12 protein-coding genes are annotated in these 16458 nt (G+C 72.5%); 4 read left to right on the top strand and 8 right to left on the bottom strand.

The genetic code is table 11. The features are described 5' to 3' along the window. Window positions 1-126 precede the first annotated feature (126 nt). Together treY and glgX are read right to left on the bottom strand one after the other, a co-directional pair. Window positions 127-2559, bottom strand: a complete 2433-nt coding sequence (gene treY / locus BGP73_RS06580; RefSeq protein WP_069812519.1) for a malto-oligosyltrehalose synthase — start codon at window positions 2557-2559, stop codon at window positions 127-129. A 123-nt stretch (window positions 2560-2682) separates the two neighbouring features. Further along, entirely contained in the window at window positions 2683-4839 is a 2157-nt protein-coding gene (gene glgX / locus BGP73_RS06575; protein ID WP_069812517.1) for a glycogen debranching protein GlgX, read from the bottom strand. A gap of 462 nt (window positions 4840-5301) precedes the next feature. On the opposite strand from glgX, the gene BGP73_RS06570 reads away from it, so the two are divergent. After that, window positions 5302-6534 (top strand): SAV2148 family HEPN domain-containing protein, encoded by a 1233-nt coding sequence (locus tag BGP73_RS06570; RefSeq protein ID WP_069812515.1) that lies wholly within the window; start codon window positions 5302-5304, stop codon window positions 6532-6534. Between the two features lie 139 nt (window positions 6535-6673). Then, entirely contained in the window at window positions 6674-7420 is a 747-nt protein-coding gene (locus BGP73_RS06565; protein ID WP_069812513.1) for an exonuclease domain-containing protein, read from the top strand. Window positions 7421-7456: 36 nt separating this feature from the next. Here the strand turns inward: BGP73_RS06565 and BGP73_RS06560 are convergent, their stop codons facing one another. Then, window positions 7457-8317 (bottom strand): phosphotransferase enzyme family protein, encoded by an 861-nt coding sequence (locus BGP73_RS06560; protein WP_107473961.1) that lies wholly within the window; start codon window positions 8315-8317, stop codon window positions 7457-7459. Window positions 8318-8811: 494 nt separating this feature from the next. Between BGP73_RS06560 and BGP73_RS06555 the strand changes: the two genes are divergently transcribed. Then, window positions 8812-9849 carry a CDP-alcohol phosphatidyltransferase family protein gene (locus BGP73_RS06555; protein ID WP_069812509.1) on the top strand — a complete coding sequence of 346 codons (1038 nt, stop codon included), beginning with the start codon at window positions 8812-8814 and terminating at the stop codon, window positions 9847-9849. A gap of 235 nt (window positions 9850-10084) precedes the next feature. After that, window positions 10085-11296, top strand: a complete 1212-nt coding sequence (locus BGP73_RS06550; protein ID WP_069812507.1) for a S8 family peptidase — start codon at window positions 10085-10087, stop codon at window positions 11294-11296. A gap of 108 nt (window positions 11297-11404) precedes the next feature. On the opposite strand, the gene BGP73_RS06545 is transcribed toward BGP73_RS06550, so the two are convergent. The 5 genes from BGP73_RS06545 to BGP73_RS06525 form a co-directional block, all read right to left on the bottom strand. Next, entirely contained in the window at window positions 11405-12145 is a 741-nt protein-coding gene (locus BGP73_RS06545; protein ID WP_069812989.1) for a sirohydrochlorin chelatase, read from the bottom strand. A gap of 125 nt (window positions 12146-12270) precedes the next feature. Continuing rightward, entirely contained in the window at window positions 12271-13197 is a 927-nt protein-coding gene (locus tag BGP73_RS06540) for an ABC transporter permease (protein ID WP_069812500.1), read from the bottom strand. Beyond that, window positions 13184-13960, bottom strand: a complete 777-nt coding sequence (locus BGP73_RS06535; protein ID WP_069812499.1) for an ABC transporter ATP-binding protein — start codon at window positions 13958-13960, stop codon at window positions 13184-13186. Before BGP73_RS06535 ends, BGP73_RS06540 begins: the two co-directional genes overlap by 14 nt. Continuing rightward, entirely contained in the window at window positions 13957-15114 is a 1158-nt protein-coding gene (locus tag BGP73_RS06530) for an ABC transporter substrate-binding protein (RefSeq protein ID WP_069812498.1), read from the bottom strand. The genes BGP73_RS06535 and BGP73_RS06530 overlap by 4 nt, the downstream gene beginning before the upstream one ends. Then, window positions 15102-16457: a sulfate adenylyltransferase subunit 1 gene (locus tag BGP73_RS06525; protein ID WP_069812496.1), complete on the bottom strand. Its 1356-nt coding sequence runs from the start codon at window positions 16455-16457 to the stop codon at window positions 15102-15104. Before BGP73_RS06525 ends, BGP73_RS06530 begins: the two co-directional genes overlap by 13 nt. Window position 16458 lies beyond the last annotated feature (1 nt).

Below are 16458 nucleotides of genomic sequence, written 5' to 3'. Positions count from 1 at the left end.
GAGGCCGACGGCGGGCGCAGCCTGACGCCGAGTCGGGTTCGGCCCGTCCCGCACGATCGCGCAGCCTCTTTCCGCGAAGGCGGCCGCCACCGGAAGTCCCCTGACGGACCGCGTTTCGGACGGCGTTCAGCCGCGGACCAGCAGCGCCACCGGGAGACCGGCGAAGAGTTCGGTGAGGGGCGTCGGTCCCGTCCGCTCCACCGCCGGCCCGTGCAGTAGGTTCCGCCAGCGCCCCGGGGGAAGCGGCAACTCGGTATCCCGCCAGCCGCCCGCCGCCGCGAGGCGGCGCGAGAGCCGGGTCACCGCGGTGACCACCCGGTCGGCCCGGGCGAAGGCCACACAGTGTTCGGCGGCCGTACCGCGGGCCGCCAGCGGCTCGTAGCGGCCCGCGGCCCCGAACCACTCGGGGTGCTCCCGGCGGAGTCGGAGCGCCGCGGCGGTGAGGTGGAGCTTCTCCTCCGCCAGCCCGGTCGGAGGCTCGCCGGAAGCCAGCTCCGTCAACCGCCGCCGCCCGTTCGGCGGCGGCTCCGGCGGCCGGCGGTTGTCCGGGTCGACCAGTGCGGTGTAGGGGCGCTCGGTGCCCTGGTAGAGATCGGGCACGCCGGGCATGGTCAGGTGGAGCAGGGCGGCGCCCAGGATATTGGCCCTCAGCGGCTCGGCCAGCGAATCGAAGAAGCGGTCCAACCGCGCGGCCGGGGGACCGGCCGGGCCGGCGCCGACGAAGGCCGCCACCGCTTTCTCGTACGCGCCGTCCTCCTCGGTCCAGGAAGTCCGCAGACCGGCCTCCCGGACCGCCTTCAGGACGGCGTCGGCGAGCCGCTCACCGCACCGGGGGTCCAGGCCCGCCGCGCTCTGCCAGGCGACCCAGGCCAGATGCCCGTCGGGGGCCCGGGTGCCGTCCGCGGCCGCCGTCTCCGCAGTGAGCCGTGCCAGCAGCTCCGCCCACTCGCCAGGGGCCTCGGACAGCAGCGCGAGCCGGGCACGGGAGTCGCCGCTGCGTTTGGTGTCATGGGTCGACAGAACCGTCCCGGTGTCCGGCCAGTCCCGCTGGCGGCGTGCGCAGAACTCGTGGAAGGCGCTCGGCGGGACGGCGGCGTCGGCGGGGGCGCCGCCCACCTCACCGGCCGAGAGCAGCGGCGCGTACCGGTAGAAGGCGGTGTCCTCCACGGCCTTGGCGTGCAGCGCCGAGCAGGTCTGGGCGAAACGTGCCCGGAACTCCTCGTGGGCCGCGGTGGCGCCGGCCCTGCCCAGGGCCAGCTCCCGCACCAGGTCCACCGTCTCGGCCTCCTCGGGGACGGTGAAGGCGCGGCGGGCGTGCAGGGCCGCCGTGGTGAGCATCCTGGTGTCCCCTTGCCCCGGCGGCTCGCCGGCGACCGTGTACGGCCGGTAGACCGGAACCCCTAGGAGCAACTCCCGGACGGCGGTCCGCAACGCCCAGGGCGGGTGGTCGCGCAGGCTCGGATCTGCGCGGCAGACGCGCTCGGCGATCCGGCCCAGGGCCGCCACCTCGGAGGCGAGCTCCCGGTCCACGACCTCTCGCGCGGCGCGCCGGACGGTCGCCGACCACTCGCCGCCCAGGTCCGCCGGCTGGGCGGTGAGATCCCGGTAGACACCGGTGAGCTCCTCGGCACCGGCCGGGTCCACGAACAGCCCGTCGATCCTGCGCAGCCCGTCGTACCCGGTCGTCCCGGCCACCGGCCAGTCCGCGGGCAGCCGCTCGTCGTCGGTGAGGATCTTCTCCACCACCGTCCAGCGCCCGCCGGCCGCCGCGTCGAGCCGCCGCAGGTAGCCGCCGGGGTCGGCGAGGCCGTCCGGGTGGTCGATCCGGAGCCCCGATACGACGCCGTCGTGGAGCAGTTCCAGCACCTTGGCGTGGGTCGCGTCGAAGACCGCGGGGTCCTCCACCCGCACCCCGATGAGAGTGGAGACGGTGAAGAAGCGGCGGTAGTTGAGTTCCGTGCGGGCCAGTCGCCACCAGCAGAGCCGGTACCACTGGGCGTCCAGCAGTTCGAGCAGCGGCAACCGCTCGGTGCCCGGCCGGAGCGGGAACTCGTGGTCGTGGTAGCGCAGCACGCCCCGCGCCGGGTCGGGCCCGAGGTGCTCCAGCTCCTCGCCCAACCGACCCCCGAGCACCGGGAGCAGCATCCGGCCGTGGGTGCCCGGGGCCGTGGCGCCGGCGGCCCAGTCGACGTCGAACCAGCGGGCGTAGGGCGACTCCGGACCCTCCCGGAGGACCTCCCAGAGCGGCCGGTTCAGCCGTACTCGGGCCGGGACGGCCATGTGGTTGGGCACGATGTCCAGGATCAGCCCGAGGCCGTGCGCCCGGGCCGTGGCGGCCAGCTCCCGAAGGCCCTGCTCGCCCCCGAGCTCGGCCCGCACCGCCGAGTGGTCGACCACGTCGTAGCCGTGTGTGGAGCCCGGCACGGCCTCCAGCACCGGTGACAGGTGCAGATGGGAGACGCCGAGCGCGGCGAGGTAGGGTACTGCGGCCGCGGCGGCGGTGAACGGGAAGTCCGGGCGGAGCTGGATCCGGTACGTGGAGGTCGGCACGGGCGTCACGGGACGGAAGGTACCCGGGACGGGAGGTTCCGCCCCGGTCGGTCGGGCATTCGGGTGGTGACCCGCCGGCGGGGCCCCACGGAGGTCTCGAACGGGGGCGGGACCGCGGCGGTGGAGGGCGCTTCAGCGTGGCCGCCGGAGGACCACCAGACTGCGGTCGATCAGGGTGAGCCGCCCGCCCGCCGACACCTCCGGGCTCGTCCCCGTCCCGATCCCGCCGGCCCGCCCGGTGTCCACCACGACCCGCCACTGACGGCCGTGGCCGACGGGCACCGAGAACTCCTGGCTGCGCTCGCCGGCGTTGAACATCAGCAGGAACGAGTCGTCGTCGAGGCGCTCTCCGCGCGGACCGGGTTCGGAGATCGCGCCGCCGTTCAGGAAGACGGTCAGCGACCTGGCGTGCGCCGCCTCCCAGTCCTGCCGCGCCATCTCCTCGCCCTCCGGGGTGAACCAGGCGATGTCGGAGAGTTCGTCGTGGGTGCCCTCCACCGGTCTGCCGTGGAAGAATCGGCGGCGCCGGAAGACCGGGTGGTCCCGGCGGAGCCAGACCATCGCCCGGGTGAACTCCAGCAGTTCCAGGTCGACGCCGTCGGCGCCCGGGCCGTCGGCCGTGCCGGCCGGGGCGCCGTCCCCGGTCGGCCAGTGCACCCAGGCCAGCTCGTTGTCCTGGCAGTAGACGTTGTTGTTGCCGTTCTGCGACCGGCCGAACTCGTCGCCGTGGCTGAGCATCGGCACCCCCTGGGAGAGCATCAGGGTGGCGATGAAGTTGCGTTGCTGCCGAGCGCGCAGCGAGAGCACCTCCCGGTCCTCGGTCGGCCCCTCGGCCCCGCAGTTCCAGGACCGGTTGTGCGACTCGCCGTCGCGCCCGCCCTCGCCGTTCGCCTCGTTGTGCTTGCGGTCGTAGCTCACCAGGTCCCGCAGGGTGAAGCCGTCGTGGCAGGTGACGAAGTTGACCGAGGCGAGCGGCCGTCGGCCGTCGTCCTGGTAGAGGTCGGAGGAGCCGGTCAGTCGGGAGGCGAACTCGGCCAGCGTACGGGGCTCGCCGCGCCACAGATCGCGGACGGTGTCGCGGTACCTGCCGTTCCACTCGGTCCACAGCGGGGGGAAGTTGCCGACCTGGTAGCCCCCCTCGCCCAGGTCCCACGGCTCGGCGATCAGCTTGACCTGGCTGACCACCGGGTCCTGTTGGACGAGGTCGAAGAAGGACGACAACCGGTCGACCTCGTGGAACTGCCGGGCCAGGGTGGCGGCGAGATCGAAGCGGAATCCGTCCACGTGCATCTCGGTCACCCAGTAGCGCAGCGAGTCCATGATCAGCTGGAGTACGTGCGGGCTCCGCATCAGCAGCGAGTTCCCGGTGCCGGTGGTGTCCATGTAGTACCGCGGGTCGTCGGTCAGCCGGTAGTACGAGGCGTTGTCCAACCCGCGGAAGGACAGCGTCGGCCCCAGGTGGTTCCCCTCCGCGGTGTGGTTGTAGACGACGTCGAGAATGACCTCGATGCCCGCCCGGTGGAGCGCCCGTACGGCCGTCTTGAACTCCAGCACCTGCTGTCCCCGGTCGCCCCAGGAGGCGTAGGCGTTGTGCGGGGCGAAGAAGCCGATGGTGTTGTAGCCCCAGTAGTTCCGGAGCCCGGCGTCGACCAGCCGGTGGTCCTGGACGAACTGGTGTACGGGCATGAGTTCCAGTGCGGTCACCCCGAGCCGGGACAGATGCTCGATGACCGCGGGGTGGGCGAGCGCCGCGTAGCTGCCGCGCAGCTCCGGCGGCAGCTCCGGATGGAGCATCGTCAGACCCTTGACGTGTGCTTCGTACAGGATGGTGTGGTGGTAGTCGGTGCGGGGCTTGCGATCGTCCCCCCAGTCGAAGTAGGGGTTGACGACCACCGAGGCCATGGTGTGCGGGGCGGAGTCCAGGTCGTTCCGCTCGTCGGGCTGCCCGAAGCGGTACCCGTACACGGCCTCGTGCCAGTCGATGCCGCCGCTGACCGCCCTGGCGTAGGGGTCCAGCAGCAGCTTGGCCGGGTTGCAGCGGTGGCCCCGCTCCGGGGCGTAGGGGCCGTGCACCCGGAAGCCGTACCGCTGCCCCGGCATCACGCCCGGCAGGTAGGCGTGGCGGACGAACGCGTCGGACTCGCGCAGCTCCACCGCGGTCTCGGAACCGTCCTCGTTCAGGAGGCACAGCTCGACCCGGCGAGCGACCTCGGAGAAGACCGCGAAGTTGGTTCCGGCGCCGTCGAAGGTGGCACCGAGGGGATACGCCTTTCCCGGCCAGACCTGCATGCTGTCGAAACCTCTTCCACTCCTGGTCCGCCGCTCCCCGGAACCTCGGACCGCGGCGGAAGGGGACCTTGTCCGGCCTGCGAGCCGGAGGGCCGTCCCGGCGGGCCCCCGGAGGCCACGCGACGGCCCCTCGCGGAACCGCCCTCGGGCGATCCGAGAGGTACGCGGTTCCGGGACCGTTACCCGTGCCGGTCGGTTTTGGCTGGTATGTAGCCGTTGACAGGATATAAGGGGACAGCCCGACTCCCTCGCCAAGCCGCGAGGAGCGCGCGCTGAACGGCCGTCACCCGCGTCCGGTGGGCAGCCGGCCGCCCGCCGCGGCCGGCGGACTCCGGATCCCTCGGAGCGCCGATCCGCTCCGTGGCGGACGCGATCCGACTTGCCAGCGGATCCAGGTGCACCGCCTCCCACCCACGCAGTAGGCTCCGGTGATCGACAGCAGGGGCGGAAGGCGGTGCACAGGTGAGCTCGGGCGGGCTGGAGCTGCCTCCTGGTGGCGGTGGTCGCGAGGGCGGCGCCGCCGATGTTCCACCCGGCGCGGTCTCGCTGGCCCGGCCGATGGAGATCGGAGCCGAACTGGACTGGGGCGCCGACGCCTGGAACGAGGTGCGCACCCGGGCCCGGCGCGCCGGGCGCGCCTACATCTGGCTGAACCTCGTGGAGCAGCGGCTGCGGGCGGTGGTGGCCGCGGTGCTGCGGCCCATCTACGAACCGGTCCACGGGGACGACTGGGTGGTCGCGGCGGCCGGACCGGCCGGGCAGGAGTGGGTGCAGCGGGCGGCCGCCGTGCACGAGGTGAGCAGGCGGAAGGGCTACCTGCTGGACCCGGCCGACGACAACGTCCTCAGTTTCCTGACCCTCCCGCAGCTCCGGGAGCTGATGGTGGCCCACTGGCCGTGCTTCGAGCCCTACCTCGAGAACCGGCGGGACCTCGAACTGGCCCTGGACGAACTGGAGGTGGCGCGCAACGTGGTCTCCCGCAACCGGGCGCTCTCCGTCGCCGTCCTCTCCCAGGCCGAACGGGCCTCGGCCAAACTGATCGACATGCTCGGCAGCCGGCCCGGCGAGACGGCGACCGACCGGCTCCCGGTCGACGCCGTGGAGGACCTGGTCGGCGACCGCTACGCCGACGTGGTCGGCGTCCACTCCGACCGGGTGCGGCTGCAGCGCCAGCTGCCGGCCGAGGACCTCTTCGGCGGTGCCCGGCGGCTCGACGCCATCGGCATAGGGCTCAACCTGCTCGTCCAGAACTACTCCGGGCGCCGGCTGGTGCGGCTCGCCGAGGCCGGCTGCCGCACCCGGCTGCTCTTCCTCAACCCGGCCAGCAGCGCGGTGCGCAGACGCGAGCGCGAACTCGGCCTCAAGAAGGGCGAACTGAGCCGCTCGGTGGAGATGAACATCCGGCACATGCGCCGGGTCCGGGACCGGCTGCGGGACACCGCCGCCTTCGAGATCCACGTCTTCGACGAGACCCCCCGGTTCACCGCCTACCTGGTCGACGGAGACACCGCGGACGGGCTCGCGGTCGTCCAGTCCTACCTGCGCCGGGCGCGCGGCATGGAGTCCCCGGTGCTGGTGGTGCGAGGCGGCCGGAGCCGTGAGCTGGTGCCGGACGCGGACCGCGAGACCGGCCTCTTCGAGACCTACCGCGAGGAGTTCGAGAGCGCCTGGGCCGACTCCCGACCCGTCTCCTGAAAGCGCGCGGCCACGGCCGTCGGGACGCTCCGCGGCGGCGCCGCCGCGGATCCCTCCGACCCGACCGGGTAACGGCGGTGTCAGTGGGGCATGGCACCGTGCGGAAGGACGGGGGAACACGAACAGGGAGGAAACCGTCATGGGGTGGCCTGGGGAGTGGTTGGCCGGATTCGACCTGGAGACGACAGGTACCGACATCGACAGCGACCGCATAGTGACGGGGGCACTGGTCGAACTGGGACCGGGACGCGAACCGGGCGCGTCCCGGACGTGGCTGATCGACCCGGGGGTGCCGATCCCCCCCGCGGCGACCGGCATCCACGGCATCAGCACCGAGCAGGCTCGGCGGCACGGACTCGCCGCGGCGACCGGAGTCGAGCAGATCACCGCGGCCCTCGCCGAAGTGCTCGGTTCGGGGCGCCCGTTGGCCGTGATGAACGCCCGGTACGACCTGTCGCTGCTGGACCGGGAGTGCGCCCGCCACGGGGTCGCGCCGCTGGCCGCGCGGCTGGGGAGGACACCCGGGCCGATCATCGACCCGCTCGTCCTAGACAAGTACGTCGACCGCTACCGCAAGGGCAAGCGGAACCTGCAAGCGCTCTGCGAGCACTACGGGGTGGAACTGCTCTCGGCTCACGAGGCGGGGGCGGACGCGGTTGCCGCGGCCCGGGTGGCGGCACGGATCGGGGAGCGGTACGCGGCGGTCGGCTCGGTGGACACCACCGCCCTGCACCAGCTCCAGGTGCGGGCCGCGGCCGAGCAGGCCGCCTCCTTCCAGCGCTACCTGCGGCGCGTGGGCGATCCCCGGGCGTACATCGACCCGGCCTGGCCGCTGATACCCGCGCAGCGCACCGGGGAGCACGCTTCGGAGGCCAGGGCCGGTTAGCCGCCGCGCCCGCGGCTCCGCACCCGCGACGGGTGGTCAGAACGGGTGCCAGCGCACCCGCGCGTCGCCCTCCCGGAGCGAGGCCACCCGGCGGCGGAACTCGGCGAGCGCGGCCGGGTTGCCGGGGGCGTGCTGGGAGACCCAGGCGCAACTCGCCGTCTCCCGCGCGCCGCGCAGCACGTCACAGCCGTCCCACTCGCGGACGTCCCAGCCGTAGACCTCGGTGAACGCCGCGTACTCGTCGGCCGGGAGGCCGTAGCGGTCCCTGGAGAGCGCCATGACCACGAGGTCGTGCTCGCGGAGATCCTGGGAGAAGGTCTCCAGGTCGACGAGCACCGGGCCCTCCGGGCCGATGTGCACATTGCGCGGCAGCGCGTCACCGTGGATCGGACCGGGGGGCAGCCGGGGCGCCAGGTCCTCGACGGCCACGGCGATGCGGTCCCGCCGCTGTCGCAGGTAGGCAGCGTCCGCCGGGTCGATGGCGCCGTCGGCCAGCCGCAGCCAGCGGTCGATCCCTTCGAGGAGCCTGCGCCGGGGCAGGGGGAAAGGCGGTGCGGGAAGCTCGTGGACGATCCTCAGCAGCCCCGCCAGGTCCGCGGCGCGCGCCGGCCGGACCGGTTCGGGCAGCCGCTCCCAGTAAGTCACCGGATGCCCCAGGACCGTCCGGGCCTCCGGCCGGGCGGCTCGGACCGCCGGGACGCCCTCCGCCTCCAACCAGGTCGCCACCCGGAGTTCCCGGCGGGCGCGGGCCAGCAGCTCGACGCTGCGCCCCACCTTGACCACCGAGTCGTCCCGCAAGGCGAATACGGCGTTCTCGCCCAGGGCGAGCAGCGGCGCCGCGGGATCGTGTCCGCACGCCGCGAGCACGCTCCGCGCCCGTTCTTCACCGAACGCCATGCGACCTCCCATTTCAGCCAGCGGCATTCTCCCAGCTAAGGATTGTCCCGTAGTCCCCGGTGGGCGCACGGCGTCAGCTGCGGCACCTCGCCGCGTTGTCGGAACATCCCCATACGCCCAGTATCTGGATGTTCCTCCGCCTTGCGCTGCACCGCATCTGACGCCGTGCGCTGATCCACCGGGGACTAGGGGCAACCCTCAGGGCCGGGCAGCGGCGGACCGGGGCGGGTGACGGGCGGGGGCGATCGGGCGGAGGGGCGCTCGCAGCCGCTTCCCGGCGTGTTCCCGTCGGCGCCGGTCGCCGGCGCGCCATGGACAGGGATATCCCGCAGACCGGAAAGAGAACGCGGTGCAGAGCTGGCAGTGCCACTGACACCGATGAATAGGCTGACTGCTACTGCGGGTAAAAGGTTGTACCCGCCGCGCCTTGTCTCTTCGTGAAGGCCTTCTTAACGTGGAGTTGACTCCCCACTAATACGTTTTAGGACTTGCTCATGCCCCGAGAGATCCCACCGCTTGCCGAGGTTCGCCTGGCCACTGAGAAGAAGCGTGACGCCTGGTGGACCGTGCTGCTGGTGGATCCGGTCGCCACACCGCTGGTCAGGTTGACCGCTAGGTGGACTCGTGTCACTCCCAACCAGATCACCTGGCTGGCGCTCTTCCTCGGGCTGGGTGCCGCCGGCTGTTTCGCGGTCGGGAGCTGGGGCTGGCTGCTGCTTGGGGCCGGGCTCTACCACCTGAGCTTCATCCTGGACTGCATGGACGGCAAGCTGGCCCGGCTGACCGGTACCGGCACCGTCTTCGGTTCCTGGCTCGACTACGTCTTCGACCGGGTCCGGGTGCTGTTCTGCGCGATCGCGTTGATGGGCGGCCAGTACTCCCGTACCGGCCAGGCCCTCTACATCTGGCTGGCGCTGGCCGTCGTCTTCCTGGACATGCTGCGCTACGTCGACGCGCTGCAGATCTTCAAGATCCGGCACGGTATGCGCAAGCAGATCAAGGCCCGGGCCCGGGCGGCGATGAACGCCCAGGACGAGCAGGAACTCGCCTTCATGGAGGACCTGCTCCGGAAGAACCCGGAGGCCGACCCGGAGAGTGAGCACCGGACGGCGAACGACGCGGAGAGTTCCGCCGAGGGCGGCGAGCGGTCCGAGAACAAGCCGGCGGCCGTCGTCGACCTGCACCAGGAGTTCAAGCACCGCTTCCCCTGGTACGGCCGGTTCCGCGACCTCCTGCTCCGTCACCGGATACGCACCCACCTGGTCAGCGGCATAGAATTCCAGATGGCCGTCTTCATCATCGGTCCAGCGGTCGGCGCCATCGCCGGGGTCACCGTGGCGGCGGGGAGCCTGCTGCTCCTGTTCGAGCTCGCCATCATCTACAAGCTGCTGCTCTCAACCCGTGACTTCACTCGGACCATCGACTCCTTCGACGCCCTGGCCGGCTCGGTGAGTTCTCCGGACGCTGCGGCCTCCGACGCCGCGGGCGAGGCCCACCCGACGAACTCCACCGCGACCAGGTCAGCCGCCTGAGGCACCGTCTCCTCCCAACGGCCCCTGTCCGATCGGGCAGGGGCCGTCTCATGTCCCGGGGCGGTGTCCGGTGGCGGTCGGGCTGAATGTTGTGTGCGTCACACATGCGAGTCAGCGTTGAAATGCGCCCGTCAATGAGTCAGGGTTTTGAGTTACCCCAGGGTAGCTTGCTGGCTTCCCCGGGTGCGCGAAAGCGCTTTGACCCCCCACAACACACAGCAGGGAGAAGCCTTTTATGGCTGACCACCAGCGTCATGGCAAGCGTCGTCTCATCGTGGCGATAACCGCTGCGGCGGCCGTCACCGGCGGTGCGTTCCTCGCCATGCCGGCCAATGCCGCGTCCGCTCCGGAAGGAAAGGTCTACGGCGCCGACGCCGAGACCGCCATCGCCGGCAGCTACATCGTCCTGATGGACGACGACGTCAAGAGCGTCAAGGTCGCGGACAAGAAGGACCTGGCCAAGGAGTACGGCGGCAAGCTCCGCCGGAACTACTCCTCCATCAACGCCTTCTCGGCCAACGGGCTGACCGAGGCGGAGGCCAAGAAGCTGGCCGCCGACCCGGCCGTCGCGAAGGTCGTGCAGAACAAGACCTTCACCATCGCCGAGACCCAGGACAACCCGCCGTCCTGGGGCCTGGACCGCATCGACCAGGCCGAGACCGCCGGTGACCAGGCCTACACCTACCCGGACAGCGCGGGTGAGGGCGTCACCGCCTACGTCATCGACACCGGGGTCCGTATCAGCCACGAGGACTTCGAGGGTCGGGCCGAGTACGGCTACGACGCCGTCGACGACGACGAGAGCGCCGAGGACGGCAACGGTCACGGCACCCACGTGGCCGGCACCATCGCCGGCGCCTCGCACGGCGTCGCCAAGAAGGCCGACATCGTGGCGGTGCGCGTCCTGAACGACCAGGGCTCCGGCACCACCGAGCAGGTCGTCGCGGGCATCGACTGGGTCACCGAGAACCACGAGGGCCCCTCGGTCGCCAACATGAGCCTCGGCGGCGGCGCCGACGAGGCCCTCGACGCCGCCGTGCAGAAGGCGATCGAGTCCGGTGTCACCTTCGGCGTGGCCGCGGGCAACGAGTCCAGCGACGCCTCGGGCAGTTCGCCGGCGCGCGTGGAGGAGGCGATCACCGTCGCCGCCAGCACCGACGCCGACGAGCAGGCCTCGTACTCCAACTACGGCGAGATCGTGGACATCTACGCGCCGGGTACGGACATCACCTCCACCTGGAACGACAGCGACAGCGCCACCAACACGATCTCGGGGACCTCGATGGCCACCCCGCACGTCGTGGGTGCCGCCGCCGTCTACCTCGGCGGCCACGAGGACGCCACTCCGGAGGAGGTGGCCACGGCGCTGACCGACGGGGCCACCGAGGACGCCATCAGCAACCCCACCTCGGGTACCCCGAACAAGCTGCTGAGGGTCGTGGAGTAAACCCTCCTCCCGGCACCGGGCCGGGCAGCGGGTAGAACTGACCGGCCGCCGTACCGCCCCCACGGGTACGGCGGCCGGTTCGCGTTGTGAGCCCCGCCCGGGCGCCCGTCAGGCGCTCAACACCGAGGGCCGGTCCGGGCGCAGCGCGGTGTCGTACCGGTCCAGGAGCAGCCGTGCCAACTCCGGGCGCGCACCGAGGACCTCGGCGAGGACATCGGCCTCCCCGGCCCGCGCCCCGGCGGCGATCCGGTCGGGCAACCGGCCGGGAGCGATCACGTACGGTGCGACGGCGACCTGGCGTGCACCCTCGGCGCGCAGCCGCCGCACCACCTCCGCCGTCCGCGGACGAGGGCCGGAGGCGAACGCGGGCCGCACGGCGTACCAGCCGGTACGCCGCCACTCCCGCGCGATTTCAGCGATCACCGCGATCGCCTCCGGGTCTGAGGAGCCCGCCGCCGCCAGCACCACTCCGGTGCCGCCGCGGTCGCCGGGCCGCACCCCCGCCTGGGCCAGCCGGTGGTCGAGGGCGCTGAGTAGCAGGGGCGAGGGGCCGAGCACCTCGGCCTGGTCGATCGTCAGCCGGGGCAGCCGGCGCCGGGCATCAGCCAGCGCCGCCGGGACGTCGACGGTGGCGTGGAAGGCCCGGGTCAGCAGCAGCGGGACGGCGACCACCCGCCCGACCGCGTCGGCCGCGAGCCGGTCCAGCAGCCGGGGCACGCTCGGCGCGCAGAAGTCCAGGAAACCCGCCTCCACGCGGAGCCCCGGGCGCAGCTTCCGCACCCTTTCGGTGAGCGCGGCCACGGTCGCCGGATGGCGTGGGTCGCGGCTGCCGTGCGCGACGATCAGCAGGGTGGGGGCGGAGGCACTCTCTTCCGTTCCGCGCCGGTCGGGGGAGCGCTGGGCCGAGGGCCTAGCGAGGGGCGTGGACCCGGGCGTCAGCCGGGTGGCGAGGGGGCGGCCGGGCCGGAGGGCACTCAACGCGCCCTCCCGAGGAGGCCGCGGACCCGCAGGATCCGGCGCTCCAGCGGGCTGAAGACCAGCAGCTCCACCCCGATGCCGACGAGCAGGATGAGCAGGACCGCCGCCAGGACGAGCGACATGTCCTGGTAGACCCGGCCGGTCTCCAACAGCTGCCCCAGCCCCGAACCCAGCTCCGGTGAGCGGGCGATGAGTTCGGCGGCCATGAGGGAGCGCCAGGAGAAGGCCCAGCCCTGTTTGAGCCCCGCGAAGTAGCCGGGCAGCGCGGCGGGCAGCAGGACGTGCCGGACACCGCGCAGCCCGGTGGCGCCCAGCACCCGCCCGGCCCGCAGGTGGAGCGGGGGAACCTGGTTGACGCCGGCGACCAGCCCGTTGGCGATCGACGGCACCGCGCCGAGCAGCACCACCGCGTACAGCATGGCGTCGGTCAGGCCGAACCAGATGATGGCCGCCGGCACCCAGGCGACCGAGGGCAGCGACTGGAGACCGGAGAGGACCGGGCCGATCGCGGCCCGGACCGGCCGCACGCGGGCGACCAGCAGGCCGAGGGGCGTGCCGATGGCCACCGAGAGGGCGAAGCCGATCGCCCCGCGCGAGACGCTGTTCCACACGGTGTCGAGGATCGTGCCCTGGTACCACTGCTCGGTGAGGGCGCCCCACACCTCCGCCGGAGCGGGGAGTTGGTAGGGCTCGCGGAGCTCCAGCACGTAGGCGAGCTGCCAGGCCGCCAGCACGATGGTGACGGCTGCGACCGGCGGCACCACCTTGCCGGCCAGCGCCCTGCCGATCGGACTCCGCTCGGGGGCGCGGAGGTCGAGGGCGTCCAGCCCCGCCTCCAGACTCGCCAGGTCGGAGTCGGCCTCCGGCCCGGACGGGGCGGCGCTCCCCGGGGGCCGGAGATCCGAGAGGTCAGTGCCGGCCATGTCTGCGGATCTCCCCTCGCAACTGTTCGGTGATCTCCAGAGAGACCCTGGCGACCTCCGCGGACTCGATTCGGCGCGGATGGGGGATGTCCACCCGCCACTCCCGGGCGACCCGGCCCGGGCGGGAGGAGAGCAGTACCACCCGCCCGCCCAGCCGCACCGCCTCGCGGACGTTGTGGGTGACGAAGAGCACCGAGAGCCGGGTCTCCGCCCAGATGCGGATCAGCTCCTCGTGCAGGACGTCGCGGGTGATGGCGTCGAGCGCCGCGAACGGCTCGTCCATCAGCAGCAGCCGGCTGTCCTGCGCCAGCGCCCGGGCGAGTGCCACGCGCTGCCGCATACCGCCGGAGAGTTCGTGCACCCGGCTGCCGTGAGCACCCCCGAGCCGTACCAGCTCCAGCAGCCGTTCGGCCTCGGAGCGTCGCTCGGAGCCCGCCACCCCGCGCAGCCGCAGGGCCAGTTCGACGTTCTTCCCGGCGGTCAGCCAGGGAAACAGGGCGTGCTCCTGGAACATCAGCGCCGGCCGCCCACCGGGCACCTCGATGTCGCCGGAGGTCGGTCGCTCCAGTCCGGCGACCAGACTCAGCAGGGTCGACTTACCGCACCCGGACGCCCCCAGCAGGCACACGAACTCGCCCGGGGCCACCTCCAGGCCGATGTCCTCCAGAACCTGCTGACGGTCGCCGTCCGGACCGAAGGACTTCGACACGTGCGACAGCCGTACGGCCGGGGCGGGCGGCGCGGTGGTCGAGCCGGCCGTCATCGCCGCCCACCCCCGCCCTCCGCGGCGCCGATCCCCAGCCCCGCATCCGAGACGGCAGGCTGGCCTTCCTCCCGGAGCACCTTGTTGAGCAGCCGGAGGTCGTAGATCCCGTCGATCAGGACCCGGTCGAGCAGTCCCGCCCGCTGCCCGTGTTCGGCCTGCTGCTCAAGGGTGCTCGCGAGCGGGTCGTCGCTCACCTCGATTCCGCGGAAGGCCGAATCCAGCAGCTCCTTGGGCAACTGACCGCCCGCCTGCCTCCGCAGGGCCCGGTTGACGACCTGTTTCGCCTCCGCCGGGTGGCTTTCGATCCAGGCGTTGGTCCGCACCGAACCGCGGAGCACGGCCTCCACCGCCCGCGGGTGCTCCCGGAGGAACTTCTGGGAGACGACCACGTTGGTGATGACGAACTCGCCGTCCGACCACAGGTCCCGCTCGTCGATCAGGACCTTCCCGCCCGCCGCGACGAGCTGCGAGGCGGTCGGCTCCGGCACCCAGGCGCCGTCCAACCGTCCCTGCCGGAACAGCGTGGGGGTCTCCTTGTTGTCCACCCGGACCACGGTCACCTCGCCGCGGCCGGTGGTCGGATCGACCTCGAAGCCCTTCTCGGAGAGGTAGTGCAGCAGCGCCACGTCCTGGGTGTTGCCGAGCTGCGGGGTGGCGATCCGCTTGCCCCGGAGCTCCTCGACGCCCGGGACGCGCCGGGGGTCGACGACGAGGGAGACCCCGCCGGAGGCCGAGCCCGAGACGATCCTCAGGTTCCTGCCCTCGGACTGCGTGTAGCTGTTGACGGCGGGGGAGGGCCCGACCCAGCCGATGTCGATGGAGCCCGCGTTGAGCGCCTCCACCAGGGACGGCCCGGCGTTGAAGATCTGCCGGGAGACCTCGGTGCCGCCCAGCTCCCGCTGGAACATCCCCTTCTCGTCGCCGACGAGCGCCGTGGCGTGCGTCAGGTTGCCGAAGTAGCCGATCCGCACCTGCTCGAGACCGTCCGTCCTCGGCCCGTCGGCCACCACGCCGGCCGCGCCGTCCGGTTCGGCCTTGGAGCCGTAGCCGCAGTCGGCCAGGGCAAGCGCCACCGGAGCCAGCGCCAGCAGCGCCAGCACGGCTCGGGAACGCCTCGAGAAGGGCTGTCGGAGCCCGGTCAGAAGTCCCATCCGGTGTCCTCCTCCCCGCTGTCCGCCGGCGGCTTCCCGCCCACCTCGGCCCGGGAGTCGGCGAACGCTGCGCCCGCCATCCCGGCGGTGAGCGTGGCCCCGTCGGCGGGGTCGAGCAGCAGGAACGAACCGGTCCGGCGGGAGTCCGCGTAGTCGTCGAGCGCGAGGGGCTCGGCGGTACGGAGCCGCACCCGGCCGATCTCGTTGGCCGCCAGCTCACCGTCCGTCGGCCGCAGGACCACCCTCTCCAGCACCAGGCGGGAGGGGATGGCTTCCACGATCGCCTTGACGGTGCGTGTGGTGTGCTTGAGCAGCACCCGTTCCCCGACCCGCAACGGGCGCTCGTGGAGGTGGCAGACGGTTGCCTCGAAACGGCGGCGGACCTCCGGCGCCGCGGCCGACGGGGCGATCAGATCGCCGCGTGAGACGTCCAGGTCGTCGGTGAGGCGCACGGTGACGGACTGCGGGGCCCAGGCGAGGTCGGCCGGCCGGCCGAGGACGTCGATCGCGGCGACGGTGGTGGTGCGCCCGGTGGGCAGCACGGTCACCCGCTCGCCGACCCGCAGCACACCGGAGGCGATCTGCCCCGCGTAGCCGCGGTAGTCGGGGTGCTCGGCCGTCTGCGGCCGGATCACGTACTGCACCGGGAAACGGGCCGGTTCCGTGCCGGGGTCACCCCCCAGCGGCACCGTCTCCAGGTGCTCCAGCACCGTCGGACCCCCGTACCAGTCCATGTGGGGCGAGGGGGTCACCACGTTGTCGCCGGCCAGCGCCGAGATCGGCACCGCGGTGACCTCCGGCACGCCCAGCGAGGCCGCGTAGGAGGTGAAGCCGGCGGCGATCCGGGCGAAGACCGGCTCGGCGTAGTCCACCAGGTCCATCTTGTTGACGGCGAGCACCACGTGCGGCACCCGGAGCAGCGCGGCGACCGCCGCATGCCGCCTGGTCTGGTCGACGACGCCGTTCCGGGCGTCGACGAGGATCACCGTCAACTCGGCGGTGGAGGCGCCGGTCACCATGTTGCGGGTGTACTCGACATGACCCGGCGTGTCGGCCAGGACGAAGCGCCGGCGTGGCGTGGCGAAGTACCGGTAGGCGACGTCGATGGTGATGCCCTGTTCGCGCTCGGCGCGCAGCCCGTCGGTGAGCAGGGCGAGGTCCGGCCCGGACCGCCCCCGCTCGGTGGAGACGCGCTCCACCGCCTCCAACTGGTCGGCCAGCACCGACTTGGAGTCGTGCAGGAGCCGGCCGACCAGCGTCGACTTGCCGTCGTCGACGGAGCCGGCGGTGGCGAACCGCAGCAGCGGGGTGGTCGTGGTGTGCGTCGTGGCGGTGGCGCCCATC

Origin of the sequence: Streptomyces sp. TP-A0874, from assembly GCF_001748085.1 — a bacterium.
Lineage (GTDB): Bacteria > Actinomycetota > Actinomycetes > Streptomycetales > Streptomycetaceae > Streptomyces.
The sequence above is the reverse complement of the archived record's forward strand: the minus strand, read 5'-3'. Positions and strand labels throughout refer to the sequence as shown.

What these genes read in the sequence shown, in the direction of transcription:
- glgX (WP_069812517.1), bottom strand. Translation starts at nt 4,839, where the DNA reads ATGCAGGTCTGGCCGGGAAAGGCGTATCCCCTCGGTGCCACCTTCGAC.
- BGP73_RS06565 (WP_069812513.1), top strand. Translation starts at nt 6,674, where the DNA reads ATGGGGTGGCCTGGGGAGTGGTTGGCCGGATTCGACCTGGAGACGACA.
- BGP73_RS06560 (WP_107473961.1), bottom strand. Translation starts at nt 8,317, where the DNA reads ATGGCGTTCGGTGAAGAACGGGCGCGGAGCGTGCTCGCGGCGTGCGGA.
- BGP73_RS06555 (WP_069812509.1), top strand. Translation starts at nt 8,812, where the DNA reads ATGCCCCGAGAGATCCCACCGCTTGCCGAGGTTCGCCTGGCCACTGAG.
- BGP73_RS06550 (WP_069812507.1), top strand. Translation starts at nt 10,085, where the DNA reads ATGGCTGACCACCAGCGTCATGGCAAGCGTCGTCTCATCGTGGCGATA.
- BGP73_RS06540 (WP_069812500.1), bottom strand. Translation starts at nt 13,197, where the DNA reads ATGGCCGGCACTGACCTCTCGGATCTCCGGCCCCCGGGGAGCGCCGCC.
- BGP73_RS06535 (WP_069812499.1), bottom strand. Translation starts at nt 13,960, where the DNA reads ATGACGGCCGGCTCGACCACCGCGCCGCCCGCCCCGGCCGTACGGCTG.
- BGP73_RS06530 (WP_069812498.1), bottom strand. Translation starts at nt 15,114, where the DNA reads ATGGGACTTCTGACCGGGCTCCGACAGCCCTTCTCGAGGCGTTCCCGA.
- BGP73_RS06525 (WP_069812496.1), bottom strand. Translation starts at nt 16,457, where the DNA reads ATGGGCGCCACCGCCACGACGCACACCACGACCACCCCGCTGCTGCGG.